This is a genomic window from Emticicia aquatilis, assembly GCF_014644295.1.
In the GTDB taxonomy this organism is placed as follows: Bacteria; Bacteroidota; Bacteroidia; order Cytophagales; family Spirosomataceae; genus Emticicia; species Emticicia aquatilis.
Window position 1 is genome coordinate 198,669 of sequence record NZ_BMKK01000001.1, and the last position, 18,541, is coordinate 217,209.

Below are 18,541 nucleotides of genomic sequence, written 5' to 3' on the forward strand. Positions count from 1 at the left end.
TCATAAAACCGAAAAAGTATAACAAAAATATCGTAGGTACTCAACAAATAGTCGGTATAGTTGAATACCTACGGCATTCTAAAAATTAATATCATCAAAATTTCTACCAATATAAAAGTCCTACGGACTAAGGATTTGGGTCATTTAATTGGGAAATTATCAAATAGCATAACTTTAAAATTTTATTCTTTTATCAAAGTTTTACTTTCTATCACGCCCAATTTACTGACCATCTGAATGATATACATGCCAGATTCTAAGTCAGAAATCTGCAAATCAATATTATCAGTTGTTATTTTTTGTGATTTTCTGACCTTTCCTCTAAAATCAACAATCTGATAAAACACACCCCCTTCAATTTTTTCTTCATTACTTATTATCAAAGAAATATTGTTTTGAGCAGGATTCGGGAAAATTGAAAACTTAGTTCGAGGCTCAATAGGGAAATTAGGCAAGTATTGAATTTTCTCTTCCTTTATCTCATAATCATTTGAAGTAGCTACAATAGCATTTTTCAATGCCGCCGTTGATAATGTGGTAAAGGTAGCCGTAGAACTATAAACAGAGCAATTTGCCTTTATTTGCCAATTATATGTAGTGTTCTTTGTCAAACCAGTTAAGCTGTACGCATTAGCCGATACAGTTGCTACGGTTGTCCATGTCGAAGTAGTTGATTTCTTATATTGAATTGTATAACTGGCGGCTCCACTCACCAAATTCCACGCTATTGTAGCAGAAGTCCCCGCAACGTTGCTACTCGTCAAGCCAGTTGGGGCTGTGCAAGTAGTAGTAGTAAAACTCACAGCCGCTGAATATGCTGAGCAGTTGGCTTTTACTTGCCAATTATAAGTTGTTCCAGCAATTAGTGCAGTTAAATTGTAATTAGTTGTTGAAACTGTTGCGGCAGTTGACCATGTTGTAGCAGATGAAGTCTTATATTGAACTGTATAACTCGTGGCTCCGCTTACTGAATTCCAAACTAAAGTAGCAGATGAACTGGTAATATTGGTAGTTGATAAGCCACTTGGAGCTGTACAAGAAGCTGTTGGCGTCGCAAAACTGGCCGTTGTCGAATAGGCTGAACAGTTGGCCTTCACTTGCCAATTATAAGTTGTTCCAGCAATCAGTGCAGTCAAATTATAATTAGTTGTTGAAACTGTTGCGGCAGTTGACCATGTTGTAGCAGATGAAGTCTTATATTGAATTGTATAACTCGTGGCTCCACTTACCGAATTCCAAACTAAAGTAACCGATGTACTCGCAATATTAGTACTCGACAAACCAAATGGAGCCGTGCAAGATGCCGCAAGCGTAGTGAAACTGGCAGTTGCCGAATAGGCTGAACAGTTCGCTTTTACTTGCCAATTATAGGCCGTACTTGCTACCAAACCCGATAAAGCATAAGTTGTGGTTGAAACTGTACCAGCAGTTATCCATGTCGTGGCTGATGAGGTTTTATACTGAATTGTATAACTGGTAGCTCCGCTTACGGCTCCCCATGATACACTCGCTGTCGTACTCGCAATTGCACTACTCGATAAACTCACTGGTGCTGCACACGTAGAGGCAAGCGTACTGAAACTGGCAGTTGCCGAATAAGATGAACAGTTTGCCTTCACTTGCCAATTATAAGCCGTACTCGCTACCAAACCCGATAAAGCATAAGTTGTGGTTGAAACTGTACCAGCAGTTGTCCATGTCGTGGCTGATGAGGTTTTGTATTGAATTGTATAACTGGTAGCTCCGCTTACCGCTCCCCATGATACACTCGCTGTCGTACTCGCAATTGCACTACTCGATAAACTCACTGGTGCTGCACAGGTGGACGCAAGAGTAGTGAAACTGGCGGTTACTGAATAAGCTGAGCAGTTGGCCTTCACTTGCCAATTATAAGCCGTACTCGCTACCAAACCCGATAAAGCATAAGTTGTGGTTGAGACTGTGCCAGCAGTTGTCCATGTCGTGGCTGATGAGGTTTTGTATTGAACTGTATAGCTCGTTGCTCCACTTACTGCTCCCCATGATACACTCGCTGTCGTACTCGCAATAGAACTACTCGCTAAACTCACTGGTGCTGCACAGGTGGACGCAAGAGTAGTGAAACTGGCGGTTGCTGAATAAGCTGAGCAGTTGGCCTTCACTTGCCAGTTGTAAGATGTATTCGCTACCAAACCCGATAGAGCATAAGTCGTGGTTGAGACTGTACCAGCAGTTATCCATGTCGTAGCAGACGAGGTTTTATACTGAACCGTATAGCTCGTTGCTCCGCTTACCGTTCCCCATGATACACTCGCTGTCGTACTCGCAATAGAACTACTCGCTAAACTCACTGGTGCTGCACAAGTGGCCGCAAGCGTACTGAAATTGGCGGTTGCCGAATAAGCTGAACAGTTAGCTTTCACTTGCCAGTTGTAAGCCGTACTCGCTACCAAACCCGATAAGGTATAAGTTGTGGTTGAAACTGTGCCAGCGACTGTCCATGTAGTGGCAGATGAGGTTTTGTATTGAACTGTATAGTTCGTTGCTCCGCTTACTGCTCCCCATGATAAATTAGCAGTCGTACTTGAGATGCTACTACTGGTTAAGCTGATAGGTGCTGCACAAGAAGCAGTGCCTGTTGTTACGAAAGTGCTTGTTGTTGAATACCCCGAACAATCGCATTTAACTCTCCAGTCATAACTTGTTCCTGCCAAAAGCCCGCTCAGATTAGCCGCTGTAGTTGTAAAACTACCCAAAGTTGTCCAAGTAGCTGAACTCGTTGGTTTATAGTCAACGGAATAGGCAAGGCCATTCGGCACTGCATTCCATGATAAAGTGGCAGTATTATTAGTGATATTCGTTGTTTGTTGTCCAGTTGGAGCAGAAGTTGTACTTGCAGAAGTGGCCAAACAAGTTGCATTTGTTACACCTGCTCGAATAGCATTACCAGGTAAAGTACCAAATCCGTTGGCAAAGTTGATTCCAGTAGTTGTTAAATGGCAGTAACTCATGATAGTACCTCCATTTGTTGGTGCTGGCCCAACAGTCGTACAGCCACCTTCGGGAGCGGCACAATTATCAATTGGCCCAGTTGTACCATCGGGTTTTACCCAACCACACCATTGAGTATGATTCGAGCCTAAGTTATGCCCTAATTCGTGCGTTACACACTCAACCGTCCAAGAGAAAGTTGGGTAAGTTGCAAACGTATTTTGTACCATACTTACACCGTGTGCATACGATTTACTACAAAGTGTACTCAAATACGCAATTCCACCACCTAAATTTCTTGTCGTGAGGAAGTGAGCCAAATTACCATTAAAATTCGCTCCTCTATTAGTATTAAATGATTGTAAAACGCTTGAAGTTGTAGTAAGCGTACGATAAGGGTCGGGAGTTGTCCAAACGTAAATTTCTGAAATCTGAATATCAATATTTTCGTTCTGGTATAAAGTAGCTACCTGATTAAAGAAACTCGTTACGTAGTTTGTTACATTCGTTACATTCGAGCCATTATCTAAATACATCTGATAATCACACTCAAAATATACCGTTACTGTCTTGCATCCAATACCAGTAATAGAGGCTGATTCTTTGAGATTGGAAGTACGTATAGTTTTCTTAGGAGTAACTGGGTTTGTCCCGCACGCAAAAGGCTGAGTCGAAGTCAAATCACGCTCATTATATATAATATGGTCAGAAGATTTATCTTTTAGCTTTCCGATTTCATACTTCCCTGTTTTATCGGCGATAAAGCCTCTCACTTCATTTTTATAGATACTAATTGCCGCTACCGACTCAGTATCGCCTTTTACAATACCTCGATAATGAACACCTTCATCTGTTTTAGGATTTTGATTTAATGTACTACTTGAAGAAACTTTAAAATTGGTAGTAGTGACTTGGATTCTTGCTAATTCAACGGTAATCGGGGTGCTACGGCCAGCTATTGGTAACGATAATACTAAGGTTGGGCGTGGTCTTTGCCATAAATCAGTCAGTTTGCTTACATCTATGCTTACAGTTGTACCTTTTTTTAGCTCTGATTGATTAACATTATTGTTACTTGATTGTATAAAATTCTCTTCCGAAAATTTATTGTTATTTTTACGAACCTCCTCTACCCATTTAGCGACCTCTTTTTGTGCGAATAACGGAAAATTAATAATAAGAGTGAATGCAAATAATGCAAACGCTCTACTAAAATAGAAGTTCTTCATAAATAAATTTTATAGTATTACTCAATAACAATTGACAGGATTAACCCTATTAAATCAGTACAAATCTTATACCGTTTAATAATTTTTTAAATCATCTGAATATGCAAAAAGGGGGCTTAATGAAGTAAATTGAAAAGTAAAAAACTTAGAATAATACAATGAATATATTCGTTTACGGGCATAAATACAAGAAATATGCAAATCAAACTTCATCAATAAGTGTCGGCAAAGAAGCAAAGAAAAAACTTAATTATGTAGAAAAAAAATAACTTTTACGTATATAGGTAGAGTTATTAAGTGGGTATAATTAGTCAATAAATTAGCCACAATAATAGTGCCAAAATGAGTCATTATAACGCTCCAAAATTCCCTCCGTGATGGTCATTCTCAAATCATTTTCAGAATTTTACCCTTTCCGAAACTCATATTTGTCTAATTTTGTAGTCATAAATAGAAAAGTGAACTTATAATCCATTAAAAAAATCAAATTTGCTTTACAATGAACGCCTTAGAAACCGTAAAAAATTACTACGATTGCTTTAATAACAAAGACTGGAAAGGAATGTTGGCTCTCGTTCATCCAGAAATCAAGCACCAACCCAATCAAGGAGAAGAACGCATCGGTATTGAATTATTCACTGCGTTTTTGCAAATGATGGATGAATGCTACGAAGAAACCTTGACAGAAATCGTGCTTTTGGGTGAACCTAACAACAGCCGTGTAGCCGCCGAATTTGTGGTAAATGGCATCTATAAAAAAGGGGATGAAGATTCGCCAGCAGCTCACGGTCAAAAATATGTGTTGCCAGCGGGGGCATTTTTGGAAGTAAAAGATGGAAAAATTACTCGTGTAACTACTTATTATAACCTTCCGCTTTGGATTAAGTTGGTTTCGTAAAAATGACTCAGCTTTCGTACATAAAAAAAACAGGTGCTGAAATAGCATCTGTTTTCGATGAACTCGCACAACTCCGTATTACGGTTTTTAGGGCCTTCCCATATCTTTATGAAGGAAGTATTGCCTATGAAAAAGAGTATCTCAAGGTTTATTGTTCTTCGGCCAATGCCTTTTTATTCGCTGTTTATGATGGTACTCAAATGGTAGGTGCAACTACTTGTATTCCACTACTCGACGAAACAACCGAAGTACAAGAACCATTCATCAATGCAGGTATCGACCTCTCAAGTGTATTTTATTTTGGTGAAAGTATTTTATTGCCCCAATATCGTGGGTTGGGCTTAGGACATCGTTTTTTTGATGAAAGAGAAGCTCACGCACGAAATTTTAAAACTTGTAAAATGACCTGCTTTTGTTCGGTTGTTCGTCCAGAAAATCATCAGTTGAAGCCTGTCGCTTATCAGCCATTAGACGCTTTTTGGACAAAACGAGGTTATCAGAAAGAACCTTCGCTCAAAAGTAAATTTGAATGGCTTGATATTGGAGAAGAGCTTTCGACTCAAAAAGAAATGATTTATTGGACCAAACAAATTAACCCAAAATGACCGTAACCGTAGCTTCGGCACAATATCCGATTACCGAACACAAAAGTCTTGACCATTGGCGATTACACACTGAGCAGTGGGTAGCAAAAGCGGCTCGACAAAATGCTGAAATCTTGCTTTTCCCTGAATATGGCTCAATGGAACTGGTCAGTTTGTTTTCCGACGAAATTCGTGCTGATATTCGTTGGCAAGTACGAGAACTTGATTCACTCAAAAACGATTTTTGCGAAACATTTATTAGCCTTGCACGAAAATACCAAGTTACTATCGTCGCTCCGAGTTTCCCTGTACTTGAAAGTGACAAAATCTATAATCGTGCGTATGTTTTTTCGGCAAAAAGCTTAGTTGGTTATCAAGATAAGTTTTTCATGACTCGTTTCGAGAATGAAGAATGGGGAATTCATTCTGCTCCCAAACAACTAACAGTCTTTGAGGCTGATTGGGGAAGTTTCGGTATTCAGATTTGCTATGATGTCGAATTTCCGATTGGTTCACAGTGTTTGTGCGAAGCTGGAGCATCGTTGATTCTTTCTCCAAGTTGTACCGAAACCATTCGAGGAGCAACCCGTGTGCATATCGGAGCAAGAGCAAGAGCCTTAGAAAATCAATGCTATACGGTTGTTTCGCAAACAATAAATAATGCGTTATGGTCGCCCGCGGTAGATATAAACTTTGGTTTTGGAGCTTTTTACACTACGCCTGATAAAAGTCTTCCCGAACAAGGCATCATTTCTGTAAGTAAGGCACAAGAAGAAGGTTGGTTAATAGAAACGCTCGACCTTGATAAAATTCAGCAAGTACGAGCCGATGGACAAGTATTTAACTTCAAAGATTTTCAGCGAATAAGCACAGGCTTTGAGACTGAAGAAATAAGCATATTAAAGGCTAAAATCTAATTTTTTATTCGGCTTTAGCTATAAAACAGAACGCTGATTTTTAGATAAATCAGCGTTCTGTTTTATAATCATTACATAAAACCAGCCAAGCCAATCTTAATTACAATTTGATTAGTACTGGTTAATACCTGTTTATAAGAAGTCAGGTACGAACTATTAATTTCAACACTATTAGGCTTTACGATTTTGGTAGCATCAGCTTGCTGATAATAAACTCCAATATCAAGGTATGTATTTTTCAACTGGCCAGTAAGTTTTATACCAAGCCCCACTCCTACCCCATAATTCGGCACAACTCGATTAACAGCTTTCAAAACCTCACTTTGGTCTGGACTTAACTGCTCAACCACAGTTGTTCGTATGACCTTTGCTCCAAAAAACGCATCCGCATAAGGATTCAGCTTAGAACTCCACAAAATAGGACGATACCGAGCTAATCCATTCAACCAAAACGAATTGTTTGCCACATAAAATTCGCCCAAAGCATTACTAACAAAATCTTTGTCTCGACCGTTAGATTGATACCCCAGCTCCGCTCCATAAAATACTGCTGACGCTTTTTTTCGTTTATATGGGTTCATCAACCCACCCACCACAATACCTGCTTTTGTGCCTGCATTGTCGGCATCTTTCAGAATTTTGTGATAATTTCCTGTCGGATTCCCAAGATTAAGCGACATATACCACGCATATCGGTCTTCAAGATATTTCGTGGGCTTTTCTTGAGCCATCACATTGACTATCAAACAATTGAGTATCAGCAACAAGTTGATTATCCGTTTCATTTTCTGTTGTGGTATGTGGTCATTCTTAACACAATTTAGGAAACTGTGTTTACTTCGCTGTCAAATAAGCAAACGGCACTATCATTTCCTCGATAGAGATTCCTCCATGTTGGAAAGTATCACGATAATGGCTAACGTAATGATTATAGTTATTCGGATACGCAAAGAAATAATCCTCGGTAGTAAAGAAATAAGCCGTCGAAATATTTGGTTTTGGTAACATAAAAGTTTCTGGTTTACGCACTACCAAAACGTGGTCGTTTTTATCATCTAAGTTTAGGTTTTTACCTTGCTTATAACGAAGATTCGTATTAACGTTTCTATCGCCAACAATACGTTTCGGATGTTTTACTTTTATCATACCGTGGTCGGTTGTAATTACCAAACGGCCTTTTTTATCGGCAATTTTCTTCAATAAATCCAACAAAGGTGAGTGTTCGAGCCAAGATTTAGTTATCGAACGATATGCTGATTCATCAGGAGCAAGCTCTTTAATCATACCCATTTCGGTACGTGAATGCGAAAGCATATCAACAAAATTATAGACAATCGCCACCAGCTGATTTTTCAATAAGTTATTGAAATTATCGACCAAGCTTTTACCTTGAGCCGTATTTAAGATTTTATGATATGAAAAACTAATATTCTGGCGGCTTTTCTCAATCTGACGTTTCAAAAATTCAGCCTCATTATTATTCAAGGCATCTTCATTTTCACCTTCATCATTTACCCATAAATCGGGGTGATATTTTGCCATATCTGAAGGCATCATTCCCGAGAAAATTGCATTGCGAGCATACGAAGTTGCCGTAGGCAAAATCGCATAATAATCACTTTCTTCTTCTACATTGAAATAATCAGAAATCACCTCTTCGATTACCTTCCATTGGTCATAACGAAGGTTATCAATCAGTAAAAAGAAAAGTGGAGAATCGTTTTTAACCAAAGGAAAAACTTTGGTTTTCATCAACTGATGCGAAAGCAGAGGCTTGTCGGCTTTAGGGTCTGAGAGCCAATCTTCGTAGTTTTCTTCAACAAACTTACAAAAATTAGAGTTGGCTTCGGCCTTTTGCATGCCAAAAACCTCTTCCATACTTTTATCTTCTGATTTGTCGAGTTGAAGCTCCCAGAAAATCAATTTTTTATAAATCTCCGACCATTCTTCATGACCAATGCGGTCGTTGTATTGCATGGCTAAGTTTCTGAAATCCTGCTGATAACCCAAGTTTGTTTTCTCCGAAATCAAGCGTTTGTTATCAAGAATTTTCTTAACCGAAAGTAAAATCTGGTTCGGATTGATTGGTTTTATCAAATAATCGGCAATCTGTGAGCCGATAGCGTCTTCCATGATACGTTCTTCTTCCGACTTCGTAATCATCACAACTGGCAAGTTTGGCTTCAGAATTTTAATTTTTGAAAGTGTTTCCAAACCCGTCATACCTGGCATCATTTCATCCAAAAACACCACATCGAACCTTTCTGACTCAACCTTATCAAGTGCGTCGGCTCCGCTCGGCACAGGCGTCACATCGTAGCCCTTAGCTTGCAAGAAAATTATGTATGGTTTTAATAAATCTATTTCGTCATCGGCCCAAAGAATATTATATCGCATAAGTTATGATTTTATTCGCCCTCCAGTAGCAACAGCAAACTGACCCAGTGGAGAACTATTTAGTAAAATATAGGACTACTTTTAATTAATCTCTAACGGCATAAACGCTATTTTGTTGCTTTCTTAATCTTTAAAAAATTATAAAAGGCTCTTATTCAACTTTTCTAAATCCTCGGGGGTATCAACGCCTATACTTTCGTAGTTAGTGATAGTCGCATAAATTTTGTATCCATATCCAAGCCAACGTAATTGTTCGAGTTTTTCGGTGTTTTCGAGTGGCGATGGTGGCAAATGCGAAATCTGCTCCAAAACATCATTCCGATAGGCATATAGGCCAATATGCTTATAAAAATCTGCGTGGTCGAGCCAAGTTTCGGGTTCAAATCCACGCACATAAGGCACAGTTTGGCGACTAAAGTATAAACATTGTTTACGCATGGTGAGTACAGCCTTTACCACATTTGGGTCGAACAAGGTTTCGTAATCAGTTATTTTCTTGACAGCCGTAGCGATTTCGGTCTTAAAATCGAGCAGTTTTGCCATTTGGTCAATGGTTTCGGGGTCGATATAAGGTTCGTCTCCTTGAATATTGATAATGTAGTCGAATTTACTTCCCCCTCCTGCTTTTTGCAAAGCCTCAAAACAGCGGTCAGTTCCACTCGGGTGATTTTGGGCAGTCATGTAAGCCTCACCTCCAAATGAAATAACATGTTCTAATATACGAGCATCGTCGGTAGCCACCACTACTTTATTGAGACTTTTGGCTTTTAGAGCTTGTTCGTACACACGCTGAATCATACTTTTTCCGCCAATATCGGCCAAAGGCTTTCCGGGAAAGCGGCTCGAAGCGAATCTTGCTGGAATAATACCGAGAATTTTCATAGGTTTTGTTGCTTGAAGAGGGCGAATTTACACCAAAAAAAAAATATATACGTTAATCTGTCATAGAATGATTAAATTTGCATAAAATTGAAATAAATACCAGCAAAAAACGAAGTAAATTCGGTCTTTTTATTACATCGTGCACATTAAAAGTTTTGCATTTTATCCTAATTACGCCCATATGTTCAGATTGTTTTGTTCTACGACAGCCTTGATGCTTATTCTGACGAACTCTTTCGCTAATCCTGTTGATTCTCTTGGAGTCGAAAAAAGAAACGGAAAAATTTTGGTTCAACATAAAGTAGAAAAAGGCGAAACCCTATATTCAATCCTAAAAAGATATGACTGCTCAGAAAAAGATTTTCTAGTAGCTAATTCTTCGTTTAAAAAAGGAGCAACTATTTCGCCCGAACAAGTAATTGAAGTTCCTTTCAAAAGCAAGAAAGTAAAGCCTAAAGCAGCTCCCGTAGTTGAGATTGTGTCGGCCACACCAGCTAAAACCGAAAAGAAAAATGTCGATGAAAACGGAATTGAAGTAGTTGATGTACCAGAAGCAACACCAAAAGAACCACAAGTCACTGAAAAGATAGGCCAAACCGATGATTTAGCAAAGGGAGCTTCGGCAAAAACTGATAGTAATAAGAAAACCTCAGCATCTAAAGTGCCAATCAAAGGCAAAACGCACACAGTAGTGGCTGGACAAAATCTATTTACGGTGGCTAAACTTCATAATATTAAGGTATGGCAAATTAGAGAATGGAATAATTTGACCAATGATGCCGTTCGTGTTGGGCAAGTCCTTATCGTAGAAAAACCCGCAGTTTTAGTAACAAAAACTGCAAAAAAAGATACATTAAAGCCAAAACCTGTACAGGTTCAAGCTCCTGCGGGTGATGTGGCCGTAAAAGAGAAAGAAAAGGAAAAACGTAAAGACCAAACGGTTGTAAACAAACCAGTAACTAACAAACCTGCAACCACAACCGTACCTAATGCTCCAGGAGGCAAGAAGTTTTCGGAACAAGGAATTGCCGAAATGATTGACGCAGGTGTAAGCACCAATAAGTTTTTGGCTTTGCACCGCACTGCTCCAGTTGGAACACTTATCAAAGTTGCTAACCAAGCCAACGGCCAAAGTGTTTGGGTAAAAGTTATTGGCAAACTAAGCTCGGCGGGCGATGTAGTGATAAAAATTTCACCGAAAGCTTTCGAAAAATTATCGCCAAAAGATAAACGAATCAGAGCCGACTTGAGTTATAGTGTTAGTAATTAGTCCACTGTCGATAGTTTTCAGTCCACGGTGAAAGTAAAGTATTTATTATTTCAATTTGTACGCTTTTATGCAAACTAAGTCAGTCATTTGGACGGTTTTATTTTCTATCTTATATCCTTTTATTACGGTATTTGGCTTCTTATTTACAGCCATACTTGCCGTTTTTTCGTGGGTATCCAATAGTATTGTTTGGGTTTTGAAGAAGATAAAATCATAAAATAATGTCGCAAATCATTATTGATTTACTGAATGAAAAGTATGAGTTGTTTAATCAACCTGACTTCATTCCTCACGACCCAATCAGTATTCCGCATCAGTTCAGCAAAAAACAAGATATAGAAATTACAGGTTTTATTGCCGCTACCCTCGCTTGGGGGCAGCGAAAAACCATTATAAATAAATGCAATGAGCTTATCGGTTTGATGGATAATGCTCCTTACGATTTTATCAAAAATCACCAAGATTCTGACCTCAAACGCTTTCTTGCATTTAAGCATCGCACTTTTAATGCTACTGATACACTTTATTTTATTGAGTTTTTCAAGGATTTTTACGCAAAAAATGACTCTCTTGAAAATGCTTTTTTAGTAGGCTTAAACCCCAATGATGAAGATATTAAGGCTGGCTTAGAGAATTTCCAAAACGTATTTTTCAGCATAGAAGATTACCCTATTCGCACACGCAAACACGTAGCTACGCCTGCACGCAACTCGTCTTGCAAACGCATCAATATGTTTTTGCGGTGGATGGTAAGAAAAGATAACAAAGGTGTTGACTTTGGTATTTGGAATAAAATAAAAACATCGCAGTTGGTGTGTCCCTGCGATGTTCATGTTGAGCGTGTTGCTCGAAAACTCGGTTTTATTACTCGCCCGAAACCCGACTGGCAAACGGCAGTCGAACTCACGCAAAATCTCAAGCAACTCGACCCAATTGACCCAGTGAAATATGATTTTGCACTATTTGGGTTAGGCGTTGAAGGATATATGTAGAGATTTACGAATGTAGAATGACGATTTACGAATCGGTTGAGAACAATTATTCGTAAATCGTAATCGCACGGGCGACCCCGTCTGAAATCGTAAATTTCTCAAAGTCCATATTTATCAAGCAAATAAACCAAGGCAGCCATTGAAGCAGCACCGAGATTTAGCTCACGCTCATTTACGGCTTCAAGCGTATCAGTTTTTGCGTGATGAAAATCGAAATAACGTTGAGAATCTGGTTTAAAACCAATCAATAAAGTACCTTGCTGACCCAACGGGCCAATATCAGCACCGCCACCGCCACGACCAATTTCTTTGAGGTCATAGGCAGAGAGTAAGTTTTTATAAACTGCCACTTTGGCAATTTGGGCATCAGTTCCCACCATTCCGAAACCTCTTGGCGTAAATCCTCCATTATCTGATTCGATAGCGGCAATATGCTTTTCATTATTTTGTTTGGCCAAATCAGCATATTTTGTTCCACCTCGAAGGCCATTTTCTTCATTCATAAACATTACTACTCTGATTGTACGTTTTGGTTTAATGCCCAGAGCCTTCAAAGCACGCAAAACTTCGATTGATTGCACACAACCTGCACCATCATCTTGAGCACCTTCCGCCAAATCCCACGAATCGAGGTGTCCGCCTACTACAATAATTTCATCAGGTTTTTCTGTTCCTTTGATTTCCCCAACTACATTATGCGAAGGAGCATCGGGTAATGATTCACAACTTTGTTTGAAATAAAACTGCAATTTAGGATTTTCTTTAAGCATTTTGCTCAATAAATTTGCTCCGTTTGTACTGATTGCCGCCGTCGGAATCATCGGTACGCCTGTAGCGTAACGCATACCGCCCGTGTGCGGATTATCATCTTGTAGAGTAGTCATCGAACGCACAATTGCACCAACTGCACCATACTTAGCAGCTTGTGAAGCACCATTTCCACGCTGATTGACAGCACCACTATAAGCCTCAAAAGTATTAACTTTTGTAGGGTCCATCGGGCGATTAAAAAGCACGATTTTCCCTTTCACTTTCTCTGTGCCGAGAGCTTCCAATTCTTCAAAATTCTTTACTTCTATTACTTCGGCCTTAATTCCAGCGGCTGGCGTAGCTATCGAGCCACCCAATGCCGCAATTGGCACATTAATCTTTTGTTTGCCAGCTTCAATAAAAGCCGTTTCTTTTTGACCACGCACCCAGTGAGGCACCATTACGTCTTGCAGAAATACTCGTTCAAAACCATAATCTTCCATTACTTTTTTGGTGTATTGCACGGCTTTTGCAGCACCTTCAGAACCACTAAGTCTTGGCCCTATTTTTTTACTTAAATGTGTAAGTGTTTTATAAGCATCTCCTTTTGAGAGAATTTCATTGTAGATTTTTCGGATTACCAGCGAATCACTGTCTTGAGCGAAGGCCGAAAACGAACAAAAGATTAGGGCAAGAAGACTTTTTTTCATGTTTTAGATAGAGGATACTATTTAGTTTATTGATAAGGCAATTTAGTAAAATTTAGTGAGTTTGACATTAAATCACAAAAGGTAAATAATAAATTTATTTAAAAAATATTTTTTTCAAATGTTGAGCTTTATTGAAAATAATATTTTATTCATAACAATTATTAAAAAGATGTATCTTTGTTAAATAAAATCTTTTCGTAATTATGGTTGAACCAAAGGAGTCTGTCGTAGAAATAAAAAAAAATAAGTTAAAACAACAACTTTTGAAGGAATTATACCTCAATGGCCCAAATACTATCATTGATTTAAGTAAAACCTTGCATTCAAGTCCACCATCAGTTAATGTGCTTTTCATCGAGCTAATGCAAGAAGGTTGGCTTACGGAAGTCGGAACGGGTAATTCAAAATCAGGCCGAAAACCTGTACTTTATGGACTCAATGCTGGTCATGGCTATATCCTCACTTGGCTCATCAATAAATTCGATAGCACAATTATTTTATATAATCTTAAAAACGAGGTTTGTGCTAAAAAAAGATTTAAACTTCAAATCGAAAACAACGCCGCTTACAGCACATTTATATTAGAAAAATCCATAGAATTTCTAAAAAAAGAAGGTTTTAGTACCGAAAAAATATTGGGCATTGGCATTTGTATGCCAGGCTTGATTGATAAAGAAACAGGCTATAATTTCTCCTATCCAACCAGCGAAGGTAAAGCCATTAATATTCTGATGAGTGAATATTTCAATGTGCCATCTTATACCTTAAATGATGCAAAAGCCATAGCTTTGGGCGAAAAACGCTTCGGTTTGGCTCATGATTACAATAATGTACTGGCTATCAATATCGACTGGGGTGTAGGTTTAGGAATTTTGATTGACGGCGAGGTTTTCAATGGTACATCTGGCTTTACAGGCGAACTCGGACACATACAAGTACGTGGTGCGGGCGAGTTATGCTCATGCGGGAAAATCGGTTGTTTAGAAACGGTAGCAACCGCCCAAGTGCTTATCAAACGAGTAAAGGAAGAATTACAGAATGGTCGAGTTTCAAAGATTGTTCAGTTGACAAAAGGTGATATTGAGTCGGTCAACGAAGATATGATTATTGCTGCCACGCATTCGGGCGATGAACTTTGTATTGATTTACTCAATGAAATTGGAACCGAACTGGGCAAAGCCCTTTCGATTGCGGTACACCTATTCAACCCCGAATTGATTTTAGTAGATGGTCTTTTGGCCAAAGCTGATAAATTCATCACGATTCCGATTGAGCAGGCCATTAATAAATATTGTCTGAGTGAATTTAAGACCAAATTATCAGTCAATACTTCTCAATTGGACGAATCAGCAGGCTTTTTGGGCACTTTCTCGTTCGTTTTAGAACATTTGTTTGATGAGGTATAGGAGCTACACAATTAAAAATTAAGAGTTAAGAATGTGATTATCAGCAAATTGCATACGAATAGTTCTTCATTCTTAACTCTTAATTCTACATTCTTAATTTTACATTTCCTTCGTTCCAGCATCAATACTTATTACATAGCTTTTACCACCCACTTTATCAATTGCTTCAGCTACTTTTTCGGGGTCATTTGGAGCGTACACAAACATACATCCTCCCCCACCCGAACCATTAATTTTCCCACCTAAAGCACCAGCGTTCATAGCGGCATCAAGCATTCGTTCGATTTTTGGGGTAGAAATCTCCAGTACATCTCTCAAAATCGTGTGGTGTTCGAGCAGTAAATTACCTAAAATTTCATCGGTCATTTTATCTAACTTGAAGAGAACTAAAGCTTCTCGCAGAATATCTCGATTTCTGAGAGTTCCGAGTAAAAGTGTATAATCATCTTCACTCAAAAATATCTTTAGCTTTTCTTTTTCGGCAGAATCAAATGTATGGAGTGAGAAATCAGGTAATTGCTCTTTTATCTTTTCAATAAGTGCCAAACGGGCAAACTTTGCTCGTTTCAAGACACCAATTGTATCTTTTGGTTCACAAGAATCAGCCAAAACGAAGCTTCCCAATTTTGGTTCGATGGCTTCCGCAGTTGTACTTGGCTCAAACTCTAAATAAACAGCGTGACCGATGGCTGTCGAAAGATGGTCCATCATTCCACCGGGTTCACCAAACTCAACTACTTCGGCTTGATACGCCATTTCGCCTAATTCTTTTGATGAAAACTCATGCGGAATATCAGCCATTTTCGATAAAAAATGAATCCAAGTAACTAATAACGCCGATGAACTCGATGTACCTGAATTGATAGGAATATTACCTCTTACAGTACATTCTAAGCCTTTTGAGAAAGTTAAGCCTTTATCAATCAACACATTATAACCACTTCTGAAATAATCTCGTTTCTGCTTATACGGCATTCGAGTAGCCGAAACTTCCATGATTAGCTCTGAACCAATATCGGGTAAATGAATGATTATTTGCTTATCCGCACGATGCTCGCCCGACATATCAACCCTTCGAGAAATTGCCGCAGCAATGACAGGTAAACCGAGATAATCTTGATGCTCCCCGAAAAGACAGATACGTCCTGGAGTTGATATTTTTATCATCAATATATATTAAATTTTTATTTAAATCGAATTTGCCCAAATTTAACACAAAACTTTTAAATGATTAATTATTTATTTATCTATAATTAGAATATAAATAAATTTTTTAAAAATATTATGCAATTACTAAAAAAATATTTTTATTTGTACCAGAATCAAATGTGAGCAAAGAAAAGATATTTTTTACATCGTTCGTCAACAAGCATCATAATTAATAGAGAAAGTTAGTAATTTAATTCTTATCCCTTATTTCGCTTGAGATAAGGGATTTTCTTATTAAAAAGCCTCGCTAAGTATTTAGCGAGGCTTTTTAATAATCAACTATATATCGAAAAACTTATGCTTGAGCTGGTTTTCTTTTTTGCCAGAAATAAAGGATTGTAAACGCCACAATCAAGATAGCTGGGAATAATACCATTGTGCTAAGCGTAGCTTGTCCTGCTGCCAATTCCATTTCATCACCTGTCAAGCCAGCAGCAGTTTTTTCTGCTTTTGCTGAGTCAATCCACCGACCAATGATTGGTTGGAAAATTGAAGTTGAGAACATACCCACACCACCAATGATTGACATACCTAAAGCACCACTCAAAGGCACTTTTTCGGCAATAAATCCAACCATATTTGGCCAGAATAAAGCAACACCCATTGCAAAGAAAATTGCTGCTACGTATGCCATACCACCTGTTTGTGTACTGAATAAATAGATACCAATGGCTGCTAAAACTGCCGAACCAAGTAAAACCCCAGTTTGGTCAAGTTTCTCAACAATTGGGCCAGCAAAGAATCTGATAACAGCCATTAAACCTGTTACCAAAGCTAAGATAAGCATCGGACTTGCACCTGATTTACTCATGATTAAGCCTGTCCATTGTTGCGGGCCAAACTCTGTGATAGCCGTAAGAGCCATACAAGCAAACATAAAGATATACAAAGGTGTAGCCATTGCTTTTAGGTTTTCGCCGATTGAAGTTACACCTTCTGTTTTAGGCTTTGGAAACTCTTGTCCCCAGAATAAATAAGCATATATTATTGTTGGCACTAAAATCAACCAAATTTGTGGCTGCCATCCCAAGCCTGCATCTGTCATGAATTTAGATAATAAACTACCTACCACGATTCCGCCAGGAAACCACATGTGAAAACGGTTCAACATTTTACTCATTTGTGAGCCAGAATAGGCATCTGCAATCATCGGATTACAAGCTGCTTCCGTACAGCCATTACCAATACCAATCAAGAAGGTTGAAACCAAAAGACCAGTATATCCACCCAAGATTTGTGGATAAAGAGTCAATAAAATACCGAGAGCATGACACACGAATGCAATCATCATGATTTTTTTCGGGCCTACGGTGTGATACACCAATCCGCCAACAATCATGGCAATCGGGAAGCCCAAAAACCACATAGAGTTGATGAAACCAAGCTGCTCGGCTGTTAAACTAAAATCAGTTGCTAATTGCGGAAGAATCCCCGCACGAATACTAAATGAGAAAGCTGTTGTGATGAGAGCAAAACAACTTCCCAGAAAAAGACGGTTCTGATTTACCATAGTTTTAGAAGGTTTTAAGGGTTTTGAATAAATTGAGCCGTAAAAATAGAATATTTTAAATTTTCCCAAAAGAAAATCCTATTTTTAATTGTTGATTCGACACTTTTTCAGAAATTTGGCAACGCAATTAACAAGAATCTATGGTTTTATGTAAATTGCTACTCAAATAAATTCTTTTGTATGGAAACGGCTCTTTCACCTAAAAAACGTTATCGTCATCACTTCGCAAAGCATGAGATTCCAAAATCACTCATCTATGAAATGTACGATGGAAAACCTATGTATTATAAGGGTTACAAGGACGTGATGAATCATTTAAAAAGCACGGAAGAAATCATGGGACAAAGTGATATTCAGTATATCCTATTAAACATTATTTTAAAAAACCTTTTCAGAAATTTAGATGATGATAAATATTTTGTAGGAAGTAACGAAACGGGGTTTCATCTATCAAAAAACAATAATATTTCATCTGATATTGTAATTTTTGACAAGGAAATCCTAAAAAATAGAGAAAATAAAGGCAAATATTTTGATATTCCTCCACTGGTAGTTATCGAAATAGATATTGAAGCCGATGCTAAAGACTTTGGTCTCAGTGAGTTTGATTATTATTCGATGAAAACCAAAAGTCTATTAGATTTTGGGGTAAAAGAAGTTTTTTGGTTCTTTTCAGCATCCAAACAAGTAGCCATTGCTCGTCCGAACCAAGATTGGATTATTGCAAATTGGGATAAAGAATTAGTGGTTTTGGGCGAATATAAATTTTCGCTCGAAAAATTACTCGAAAAAGAAGGATTCAAACTTTAGAAAATTC

General features: G+C 38.3%; 14 protein-coding genes. 7 read left to right on the plus strand and 7 right to left on the minus strand.

Going from position 1 to position 18,541, the window contains the following annotated elements; all coding sequences use genetic code 11:
* Positions 1-182: 182 nt before the first annotated feature.
* Positions 183-4,199 (minus strand): fibronectin type III domain-containing protein, encoded by a 4,017-nt coding sequence (locus IEX65_RS00835; RefSeq protein ID WP_188763682.1) that lies wholly within the window; start codon positions 4,197-4,199, stop codon positions 183-185.
* Positions 4,200-4,698: 499 nt separating this feature from the next.
* Between IEX65_RS00835 and IEX65_RS00840 the strand changes: the two genes are divergently transcribed.
* From IEX65_RS00840 to IEX65_RS00850, 3 genes are read left to right on the plus strand one after another with little or no spacing between them, the layout of a single operon-like run.
* The gene (locus IEX65_RS00840; RefSeq protein ID WP_188763683.1) at positions 4,699-5,097 is read left to right on the plus strand and encodes a nuclear transport factor 2 family protein; all 399 of its coding nucleotides are present in this window, start codon (positions 4,699-4,701) and stop codon (positions 5,095-5,097) included.
* A gap of 2 nt (positions 5,098-5,099) precedes the next feature.
* On the plus strand, positions 5,100-5,702 hold the full coding sequence (locus IEX65_RS00845; RefSeq protein WP_188763684.1) for a GNAT family N-acetyltransferase: 603 nt from the start codon (positions 5,100-5,102) through the stop codon (positions 5,700-5,702).
* Complete coding sequence (locus IEX65_RS00850) at positions 5,699-6,598, plus strand: carbon-nitrogen hydrolase family protein (RefSeq protein WP_188763685.1); 900 nt, start codon at positions 5,699-5,701, stop codon at positions 6,596-6,598. The genes IEX65_RS00845 and IEX65_RS00850 overlap by 4 nt, the downstream gene beginning before the upstream one ends.
* 71 nt (positions 6,599-6,669) lie before the next feature.
* Here the strand turns inward: IEX65_RS00850 and IEX65_RS00855 are convergent, their stop codons facing one another.
* From IEX65_RS00855 to kdsB, 3 genes are all read right to left on the minus strand, one after another.
* The gene (locus IEX65_RS00855; protein WP_188763686.1) at positions 6,670-7,383 is read right to left on the minus strand and encodes a hypothetical protein; all 714 of its coding nucleotides are present in this window, start codon (positions 7,381-7,383) and stop codon (positions 6,670-6,672) included.
* Positions 7,384-7,432: 49 nt separating this feature from the next.
* On the minus strand, positions 7,433-8,995 hold the full coding sequence (porX, locus tag IEX65_RS00860) for a T9SS response regulator signal transducer PorX (RefSeq protein ID WP_188763687.1): 1,563 nt from the start codon (positions 8,993-8,995) through the stop codon (positions 7,433-7,435).
* A 138-nt stretch (positions 8,996-9,133) separates the two neighbouring features.
* Entirely contained in the window at positions 9,134-9,877 is a 744-nt protein-coding gene (gene kdsB / locus IEX65_RS00865; RefSeq protein ID WP_188763688.1) for a 3-deoxy-manno-octulosonate cytidylyltransferase, read from the minus strand.
* A gap of 181 nt (positions 9,878-10,058) precedes the next feature.
* Here kdsB and IEX65_RS00870 point away from each other — a divergent pair, with 181 nt between their 5' ends.
* Positions 10,059-11,147, plus strand: a complete 1,089-nt coding sequence (locus IEX65_RS00870) for a LysM peptidoglycan-binding domain-containing protein (RefSeq protein ID WP_188763690.1) — start codon at positions 10,059-10,061, stop codon at positions 11,145-11,147.
* 221 nt (positions 11,148-11,368) lie between these two features.
* Entirely contained in the window at positions 11,369-12,139 is a 771-nt protein-coding gene (locus IEX65_RS00875) for a TIGR02757 family protein (RefSeq protein ID WP_188763692.1), read from the plus strand.
* Positions 12,140-12,237: 98 nt separating this feature from the next.
* On the opposite strand, the gene IEX65_RS00880 is transcribed toward IEX65_RS00875, so the two are convergent.
* Positions 12,238-13,599 (minus strand): M20/M25/M40 family metallo-hydrolase, encoded by a 1,362-nt coding sequence (locus IEX65_RS00880; protein WP_188763694.1) that lies wholly within the window; start codon positions 13,597-13,599, stop codon positions 12,238-12,240.
* 203 nt (positions 13,600-13,802) lie between these two features.
* Between IEX65_RS00880 and IEX65_RS00885 the strand changes: the two genes are divergently transcribed.
* Positions 13,803-15,005 carry an ROK family protein gene (locus IEX65_RS00885; protein WP_188763696.1) on the plus strand — a complete coding sequence of 401 codons (1,203 nt, stop codon included), beginning with the start codon at positions 13,803-13,805 and terminating at the stop codon, positions 15,003-15,005.
* 99 nt (positions 15,006-15,104) lie between these two features.
* Here IEX65_RS00885 and IEX65_RS00890 read toward each other — a convergent pair whose 3' ends face one another.
* A complete protein-coding gene (locus tag IEX65_RS00890) occupies positions 15,105-16,172 on the minus strand; it encodes a GHMP family kinase ATP-binding protein (protein WP_188763698.1) in 1,068 nt (355 codons plus the stop codon).
* A 337-nt stretch (positions 16,173-16,509) separates the two neighbouring features.
* Positions 16,510-17,724 carry an MFS transporter gene (locus tag IEX65_RS00895; protein WP_188763699.1) on the minus strand — a complete coding sequence of 405 codons (1,215 nt, stop codon included), beginning with the start codon at positions 17,722-17,724 and terminating at the stop codon, positions 16,510-16,512.
* Between the two features lie 180 nt (positions 17,725-17,904).
* Between IEX65_RS00895 and IEX65_RS00900 the strand changes: the two genes are divergently transcribed.
* Positions 17,905-18,534: a Uma2 family endonuclease gene (locus IEX65_RS00900; RefSeq protein ID WP_188763701.1), complete on the plus strand. Its 630-nt coding sequence runs from the start codon at positions 17,905-17,907 to the stop codon at positions 18,532-18,534.
* The last annotated feature ends 7 nt before the right edge of the window (positions 18,535-18,541 follow it).